General features: G+C 73.4%; 8 protein-coding genes, 1 tRNA gene and 2 pseudogenes. 5 read left to right on the forward strand and 6 right to left on the reverse strand.

The window, feature by feature from the left end; translation table 11 throughout:
- Window positions 1-220: 220 nt before the first annotated feature.
- Window positions 221-370, reverse strand: a pseudogene (locus I59_RS23265) (winged helix-turn-helix transcriptional regulator); the annotation flags it as partial.
- Between I59_RS23265 and I59_RS23270 the strand changes: the two are divergent.
- The 3 genes from I59_RS23270 to mtnN all read left to right on the forward strand — a co-directional run bounded on the left by I59_RS23270 (window position 371) and on the right by mtnN (window position 2,915).
- Window positions 371-619 (forward strand): hypothetical protein, encoded by a 249-nt coding sequence (locus I59_RS23270; protein WP_217504105.1) that lies wholly within the window; start codon window positions 371-373, stop codon window positions 617-619.
- Between the two features lie 127 nt (window positions 620-746).
- On the forward strand, window positions 747-2,189 hold the full coding sequence (locus I59_RS01720) for a PepSY domain-containing protein (RefSeq protein WP_022902395.1): 1,443 nt from the start codon (window positions 747-749) through the stop codon (window positions 2,187-2,189).
- Between the two features lie 18 nt (window positions 2,190-2,207).
- Window positions 2,208-2,915 carry a 5'-methylthioadenosine/S-adenosylhomocysteine nucleosidase gene (mtnN, locus tag I59_RS01725; RefSeq protein WP_022902396.1) on the forward strand — a complete coding sequence of 236 codons (708 nt, stop codon included), beginning with the start codon at window positions 2,208-2,210 and terminating at the stop codon, window positions 2,913-2,915.
- A gap of 85 nt (window positions 2,916-3,000) precedes the next feature.
- On the opposite strand, the gene hxlA is transcribed toward mtnN, so the two are convergent.
- Together hxlA and hxlB are read right to left on the reverse strand one after the other, a co-directional pair.
- On the reverse strand, window positions 3,001-3,639 hold the full coding sequence (gene hxlA / locus I59_RS01730; RefSeq protein WP_031272415.1) for a 3-hexulose-6-phosphate synthase: 639 nt from the start codon (window positions 3,637-3,639) through the stop codon (window positions 3,001-3,003).
- 23 nt (window positions 3,640-3,662) lie between these two features.
- Window positions 3,663-4,235, reverse strand: a complete 573-nt coding sequence (gene hxlB, locus I59_RS01735) for a 6-phospho-3-hexuloisomerase (RefSeq protein ID WP_022902398.1) — start codon at window positions 4,233-4,235, stop codon at window positions 3,663-3,665.
- A gap of 109 nt (window positions 4,236-4,344) precedes the next feature.
- On the opposite strand from hxlB, the gene I59_RS01740 reads away from it, so the two are divergent.
- Window positions 4,345-5,214: a LuxR C-terminal-related transcriptional regulator gene (locus tag I59_RS01740; RefSeq protein WP_022902399.1), complete on the forward strand. Its 870-nt coding sequence runs from the start codon at window positions 4,345-4,347 to the stop codon at window positions 5,212-5,214.
- Between the two features lie 148 nt (window positions 5,215-5,362).
- The gene (locus I59_RS22485; protein ID WP_175327255.1) at window positions 5,363-5,539 is read left to right on the forward strand and encodes a hypothetical protein; all 177 of its coding nucleotides are present in this window, start codon (window positions 5,363-5,365) and stop codon (window positions 5,537-5,539) included.
- A gap of 12 nt (window positions 5,540-5,551) precedes the next feature.
- Here I59_RS22485 and I59_RS01750 read toward each other — a convergent pair.
- From I59_RS01750 to I59_RS18895, 3 genes and pseudogenes are all read right to left on the reverse strand, one after another.
- Window positions 5,552-5,639, reverse strand: a tRNA-Ser gene (locus I59_RS01750).
- Between the two features lie 225 nt (window positions 5,640-5,864).
- A complete protein-coding gene (locus tag I59_RS01755; RefSeq protein WP_022902401.1) occupies window positions 5,865-6,800 on the reverse strand; it encodes an HAD family hydrolase in 936 nt (311 codons plus the stop codon).
- Window positions 6,797-7,274, reverse strand: a pseudogene (locus tag I59_RS18895) (aminoacyl--tRNA ligase-related protein); the annotation flags it as partial. The pseudogene I59_RS18895 and the gene I59_RS01755, both read right to left, overlap by 4 nt.

Here is a 7,274-nt window from a genome sequence, read left to right on the forward strand (position 1 = left end):
CTCCNNCCNCNNNCTNNNCNCNCCCCNCCCCCNCGGCCGGTCGGCCCGCCCGGGGTGGACGCCGCGGCGGACCCCCGCCGGGTCAGACGCCCCGGACGGCGAGCCGGTCGAGCGGGACCGGCCGCCCGGTCGCAGCGACCACGGCTGCCGGCACGACCACCTCGTCCGTCTCGCGGTCCACGATCGCGAGGTCCGACGGCCGCGCGGACGGGTGGTGCCGGTCCGCCCACGCACCCAGTGCGAGCAGGACCGGGGCGAGGTCGCGGCCAGCGTCGGTGAGGACGTACTCCTCCCGTCCGCGTACGTTCGGGGCGTGCGCGCCGATCGAACCCCCGTCCAGCGAGCACGGTCGCGGACCGGTCGTGCTCAGATGCTGGAATCGCTCCTGCGGATCCCGGCACTGGCCGGCGGGGTCGGCGCCGGGTACCTCTTCGCGACGGCCGACGGGAACGGCTGGCTGATCGGCCTCGGCATCTTCGCCGCCGCGGTGTGCGTGGCGTCCTTCATCGGAGGTTGGGCCGCCGCCGATGCCGAGAAGGACCGGACCCTGGACGAGGCGATCGCGCGCAAGGACGAGTGGGAGCAGCAGCACGACGAGGACCGGGCGCGGGAGCGCTGACCGTCAGCCAGCCCGGGCGAGCACGGCGCACCCGACGGGACGCGCACTGCCACACCAGGGACGCTCTACATCTTGTAGAGTCTTCCTCCGTGCGGCACGAGGTCGCGCCCGACACCGGAGAGCCCCGATGCCGCACGCCCCCGCAGCCACGCGCACGCCCACGCCAGCACCGCCACGGCCACCCGCCAGCGCGGGTTGGTTCCCCCAACTCCTGCTGCGCCTGCACTTCCTCGCCGGACTGTTCGTCGGCCCGTTCATCCTCGTGGCGGCCCTCAGCGGTGCCGTGTACGCCGTGGCCCCGTCGATCGAGCGCGTGGTGTACGCCCACGAGCTCACCGCGCCGGAGTCCGCGACCACACTCCCCCTCGCCGACCAGGTGTCCGCCGCCGAGCAGTACGTCGAGCGGCACCACCCGGGCGACACGGTCACCGAGGTCCGCCCGGCCCCGGCGAGCGGTACGACCACCCGCGTGATGTTCACCGAGGAGGGCCTCGCCGAGTCCACGACCCGCGCGGTCTTCGTCGACCCGGGCACCGCCGAGGTCCGCGGCGACCTGCCGGTGTACGGCACGTCCGGCTCCATGCCGTTCCGCACCTGGGTGAGCACGGTGCACCGCAGCCTGCTGCTCGGCGACGTCGGCCGGCTCTACAGCGAGACGGCGGCGTCGTGGCTCGGCATCGTGTCCCTCGCCGGCATCGCGCTGTGGGCGACCCGGATCCGTCGAGCTCGTCGCAAGCGCGAGCTCGTCGTGCCGGACACTCGCGCGCGCGGGTACCGGCGGACGTTCTCGTGGCACGCCGCGACCGGCGTCTGGGTGCTCCTCGGCGCGCTCTTCCTCTCGGCCACGGGCATCACGTGGTCGCACTTCGCGGGCGACAACGTGACCGCGGTCCGGTCGGCACTGAGCTGGCAGGCGCCGGCGGTCGACACGGCCCTCGGCAGCGAGCCGACCGCGAACGGCGCGACGAGCGGGGAGCACGCCGGCCACCACGGCGGCGCCACCCCGACGGCTGCCGCGGCCGAGGTGACGCCGGACCAGTTCGACACCGTCCTCGCGGCTGCCCGTGGTGCGGACATCGACGCCGCCGAGCTCCGGATCCACGTCCCGACCGCCGCCGACCAGGCATGGCGCGTCGAGGAGAGCAAGCAGACCTGGCCCGTGGCGATGGACGCCGTCGCCGTCGACCCGCGCGATGCCCACGTCGTCTCGACCGTGCGCTGGGACGACTACCCGGTCATGGCGAAGGCCGCGAAGCTCGGCGTCAACACGCACATGGGCGTGCTGTTCGGGCTGCCGAACCAGATCGTGCTCGTGCTCGCCGCGCTCGGCATCGCCGCGATGGTCGTCTTCGGGTACGTGATGTGGTGGCAGCGACGCCCCACCGGCGCTCGCGTCGGCCGGGCTCCCGCCGCGGGTGCGCTCGCGCGGACACCGGGCTGGGGACTGGTCACGGTCGGCCTGGTCGCGGCCACGATCGGGGTCCTGCTCCCGACGGTCGGTGTCACCCTGCTCGGGTTCCTGCTCGTCGATGCAGTGGTCGTCACGGTGGGGGCGGCCCGCCGACGCTGAGCGTGCGAGACTCGATCAGTGCACCACCCACCGATCGCGGTCGTCATCGCCGCCATGAGCGAGGAGGTCTCCGCGTTCGCGGGACTCCTCGGCGGCACCCCCATCCTCGACGGTCCGGTCGGCGGCCACGACGAGCACCACCTGCTCGACGTCGGCGGCGCGACCGTCGCGGTCCGCCGCAGCGGGATCGGGTTCACGAACGCCACCGCGGCGGTCGCGCACGCGTTCCACGACTTCGGCTCCGGCATCCCGGTGATCAGCGTCGGCACCGCCGGCGGCCTCATGCACGGGGTCGCGATCGGCGACGTCGTGGTCGGCGACCGCTACGTGAACCTCAACGCCGACGCGACGGCCTTCGGCTACGCGCTCGGCCAGGTGCCCGGGATGCCGACGGGCTACGAGCCGGACCAGCGGCTGGTCGACCTCGCGCTCGCCGCCGACACCGGCTCCCCGATGCGCGCCGCGACGATCGGGTCGAGCGAGATCTTCGTGACGGAGGGTCGCGCACGTCTGCTCCGCGACGCCTTCCCGACGGTCGCCGCGGTCGACATGGAGTCGGCGGCGATCGCGCAGTTCGCGCACGTGCACGACATGCCGTTCGTGTCGATCCGTTGCATCAGCGACCTCTGCGCCCCCGACGGGGACGAGTTCAAGGAGCACCTCGACGACGCGGCGGCGCGTGCCGCGCGCGTGGTCCACGACGTGGTGACGGGACTCGCCGGCTGACGTCGTGCCGTGGTCGCGACCACGGAACGGCCTGGAGGCGCGGTGCCCGCAGGCACCGCGCCTCCCGTCCGTCCCTCGGTGAGGACTACGCCGCTGCGGACGCCGTGATCGCGTCGCGCAGGGCGGACGCCGCAGCGGCGACGTCGTCGGCGCTGTAGATCGCACTGCCGGCCACGGCGACCCGCGCGCCCGATGCCTGGACGGCGGCGATCGTGTCGGTGGTGATGCCACCCGCGACGGAGAAGTCGACGCCCGAGGCCTCGCCGTCGCGCAGGAGCGTCTCGAAGGTGAAGCCCTCCTCGGCCTGCTCGTCGAGGCCCGCGTGCATCTCGACGAACTCGGCGCCGAGCGCCGTGACCTCCTTCGCGCGGGCTGCCTTGTCCGGCACGCCGATGAGGTCGACGACGATCCCCTTGCCGTGCTGCTTCGCGGCCTTGACGGCACCCGCGATCGTGCTGTCGCCGGCGACGCCGAGGACGGTGACGAGGTCGGCTCCGGCCTGGAAGGCGATGTCGGCCTCGAGCTCCCCGGCGTCCATCGTCTTGAGGTCGGCGAAGACGATCTTGTCGGGGTGGGCGTCCTTGACCGCGGTGATCGCGGAGAGGCCGGCGCTCTTGATGAGCGGGGTGCCGAGCTCGATGACGTCGACGTACGGCGCGGCCTTGCCGGCGAGTTCGAGGGCGTGCTCGGTGGTCAGGGTGTCCATGGCGAACTGGAGCTGCATGGTGGTGTCCTTCCGGTGGTGGGTCATTCGAGGTTGGCGTGGCGGGGCCACAGGTCGTCGGCGGAGTGCCCGCTGCGCTGCCAGAGCGCGTGGAACAGGGCGTCCCCGAGCAGGGCGACGGCCTGCTCGAAGAGGCTCCCGGCGTACTGCGCGGACGCGGTGCCGGAGCGGTCGGTCTTCGTCGCAGCAGGGACCACGAGCGTGGTGTCGGCTGCCGTCGACAGCGGCGAGTCGGCCGTCGTGCTCACGGCCAGGACCCGGGCGCCGACCTCCGCAGCGGTCTCGGCCGCGCGGACGATCCCGCCCGTCGTGCCGGAGCCGCTCGCGACGAGGAGCACGTCGCCCTCGCGGATGGCGGGGGTCGTCACCTCGCCGACGACGTGGACGTCGAGCCCGAGGTGCATGAGGCGCATCGCGGTCATCCGGAGCGCGAGGCCCGAGCGTCCGGCACCGTGCACGAAGACGCGGTCGGCGTCGGTCAGCAGCGTCAGTGCACGCTCGAACGGTGCCGGGTCGGCCGCGCGGACGGCGGCGACGAGGTCCTGCAGTTCGCTCCCGATCGTGCCGAGGGCGTCCGCGACGGTGGTGGTGGGCATGGCTCCGATGCTGCCGTGGTGTCGGTCGACGCGGTGCCGCCCGGGCGCACGGTCGTCCCGTCCGATCGGGTGGGACGATGCGTCCGGGTGGGACGGGTAGGTTCGGTGCGTGGGATCGAGGTCACCGGGTGCACCGTCCGCTCCGGCGTCCAGCCGGACAGCGGCCGCACCGGCGTCCAGCCGCACGGCCGCCGCCGAGCACGCCCGGACGGTGGCCGAGACGGCGGACCGCCACGCCCTCACGCTCGAGTCCGTCCTCGCCGCCCTCCGCTCCGGCCGGCTCTCCGACGCCGCCGCCCGCGCCGAGGCCGTCGAGATCGCCTCGGCCGCACTCGTCGAGCTGCGCACGTCGAGCGACCGGCAGCGGAGCACGCTCCTCGAGCCCGTGACCGGCGCGTTCTCCCGTCTCCGAGCCGACCTCCGGCCGCTCGTCCGCTTCGGCGACCTCGACGTGCAGTTCGTCGAGCCGCCCGCCACCGGCCGTGCCCTGCCCGGGGACGTCGCCCACAGCGCCCGCGCGATCGTCCGCACCGCGGTCCTCGCGCTCGTGGACGACGGCGCCGCCCACCGAGTCCGCATCCAGTGGGACTGCGACGGACGGAACCTGCTCATGCAGCTCCGCGACGACGGCGCCGGGACCCTCGACGTGCACGACGACGCCGTCCGGCCCATCGCCGAGCGGGTCGTCGCCCTGGACGGCACCCTCGCGGTCGACTCGACGCCCGGGTGGGGATCGACGCTCGACATCGCGCTGCCGCTCGACCCCTCCCCCGCGACGCTCGACGTGCCGGACGACGCGGACCTCACCGAGCGGGAGCGCGACGTGCTGCGGCTCGTGGCGACCGGCGTCGGGAACCGGGAGATCGCGGACGGACTCGGCATCAGTGTCAACACGGTCAAGTACCACGTGGCGAACCTGCTCCGGAAGCACGGGGCCCGGACGCGGGCGGAGCTCGCGGCGTTCAGCGTGCGGGGCTGACCGGGCTCGCTCGGGCGGGTTCGTGAGCGCTCTCTCATGCACTTCACGCACGAGGCCCGGTGTTCGCGGCCGTTCGGCGGGCATCGTGGTTCGATCACATCGGGCACGAGCGGTGTCCGTCCGAGCACGACGACCGAAGGGCCACGAGATGCCGTCGAGATCGTCCGGAGTGCTCCGTCGCCGCCTCGCGGGGTGGGCGTTCGTCGTCGTCGGGTGCGCGGTGGTGTTCCTCGCCGAGGCGGTGGGCCGCGCGGTCACACTGGGCGAGATCGTCGTCACCGAACCGGTCGAGACGGCTGCGCCGGCGGAGGTGTCGGCGGACTAGCCGCGACCCCGGTGGCGGAGGGTGTGGGATTCGAACCCACGAGACATCACTGCCCACCTGTTTTCAAGACAGGCTCCATCGGCCGCTCGGACAACCCTCCAGTGACGCGACCACGTGGCGAGACGTGACCGCGTCCCGGGAAGTCTAGCGGGCCTCCCGGCTGGCGACCGATGGTGCGAGGTTTCACGCACTGTGGGACGTCTGGTGACCCGCACGGTGTGCGGAACCTCGCACGCTGCGGGCGGCGCCGGCCGGGCCTCGCACGGTGCGAGGCGCCCGCGCCCGCGCGCCCGCGCGCCCGCGCGCCCGCGCGCCCGCGCCGGCCCTACCGCGGCAGCGTGTCGAGCGCTGCGGCGAGCCCGTCGTCGGTGACGCCGCCGGTCACCTCGTTGCCGGCCTCGATGACGTCGTCCGGCGCCTGTCCCATCGCGACCCCACGACCGGACGTCGACGCCCACCGGAGCATGTCGATGTCGTTCCGACCGTCGCCCGCGGCGAACACCCGGGAGCGCGGGATGTCGAGCCACTCGCGCACCCGCTCCATCGCGGTGGCCTTCGTCACGCCCTCGGGAGCGATGTCGAGCCACGAGGTCCAGCCGACCGAGTACGAGACCTTGTGCAGCCCCATCTGCTCGACGACCTGCAGGAAGTCTTCGGTGTCGTGCCCGGGCGAGATCACGACCACACGGGTGGCCTCGACGCCGAGCAGCTGCTCGAACGGCACGTGCTCGCCCTGCACGGTCATGGTGTCGTCGGGGAAGTTGCCGGAGAGCAGGAAGTGGCCGTCCTCGTCCTCGACGCCGAACGCAGCGTCGGCCAGGGCGCCGTGGATCGTCCGGAGCACCTCGGTCGGGTCGAACTGCTCGACGTGTGCGTGCTCGTACGAGCCGTCCTCGCGACGGCGGAGCGTGAGGGCGCCGTTCGCGGTGACGAGGTACTTCGGGTGGATGCCGAGCGTCTCGAGCAGGGGCACCGTCATGCTCTCGCTGCGGCCGGTGGAGAGCATGACCTCGTGCCCGGCGGCCTCGGCGTCGCGGACGGCGGCGATCACGGTGTCGGTGATGACGCCGTTCTCGCGCATGGTGGTGCCGTCGATGTCGAGCGCGACGAGCCAGCGCTTCGTCCGCGCGGGCGCCGCAGCGGCAGCCCCGCCAGCGGCAGCACCGGTCGCGGGACCGGCCGAGGCACCACCGGCAGCAGCGCCACCAGCGGCAGCCCCGCCGCCTCGCGTCCCGTCGACGAACCGCTCGTGCGAGGTCATCGGGGCTCGATCACCTCGACGCCGCCGAGGTACGGGCGGAGCACCTCGGGCACGACGACCGAACCGTCGGCCTGCTGGTGGGTCTCGAGGATCGCGACGATCCACCGCGTGGTGGCGAGCGTGCCGTTGAGGGTCGCGACGGGCGCGGTCTTGCCGGACTCGGTGCGGTACCGGATGTCGAGGCGACGGGCCTGGAACGTCGTGCAGTTCGAGGTCGAAGTGAGCTCGCGGAAGGTGCCCTGCGTCGGCACCCACGCCTCGATGTCGAACTTCCGCGCGGCGCTCGTGCCGAGGTCACCGCCGGCGACGTCGATCACGCGGTAGTGCAGCCCGAGGTCCTGGAGCATCGACTCCTGGTACCCGACGAGCTTCTCGTGCTTCGGGCTCGGCCTCGTCGGGGTGCACGTAGGAGAACATCTCGAGCTTGTTGAACTGGTGCACCCGGAGGATGCCCCGGTTGTCCTTGCCCGCGGA

The organism is Curtobacterium sp. B8 (genome assembly GCF_000333315.1).
Classification (GTDB): Bacteria; Actinomycetota; Actinomycetes; order Actinomycetales; family Microbacteriaceae; genus Curtobacterium; species Curtobacterium luteum.

What these genes read in the sequence shown, in the direction of transcription:
- I59_RS01755 (WP_022902401.1), bottom strand. Translation starts at nt 6,800, where the DNA reads ATGACCTCGCACGAGCGGTTCGTCGACGGGACGCGAGGCGGCGGGGCT.
- hxlA (WP_031272415.1), bottom strand. Translation starts at nt 3,639, where the DNA reads ATGCAGCTCCAGTTCGCCATGGACACCCTGACCACCGAGCACGCCCTC.
- I59_RS23270 (WP_217504105.1), top strand. Translation starts at nt 371, where the DNA reads ATGCTGGAATCGCTCCTGCGGATCCCGGCACTGGCCGGCGGGGTCGGC.
- I59_RS01720 (WP_022902395.1), top strand. Translation starts at nt 747, where the DNA reads ATGCCGCACGCCCCCGCAGCCACGCGCACGCCCACGCCAGCACCGCCA.
- hxlB (WP_022902398.1), bottom strand. Translation starts at nt 4,235, where the DNA reads ATGCCCACCACCACCGTCGCGGACGCCCTCGGCACGATCGGGAGCGAA.
- I59_RS22485 (WP_175327255.1), top strand. Translation starts at nt 5,363, where the DNA reads ATGCCGTCGAGATCGTCCGGAGTGCTCCGTCGCCGCCTCGCGGGGTGG.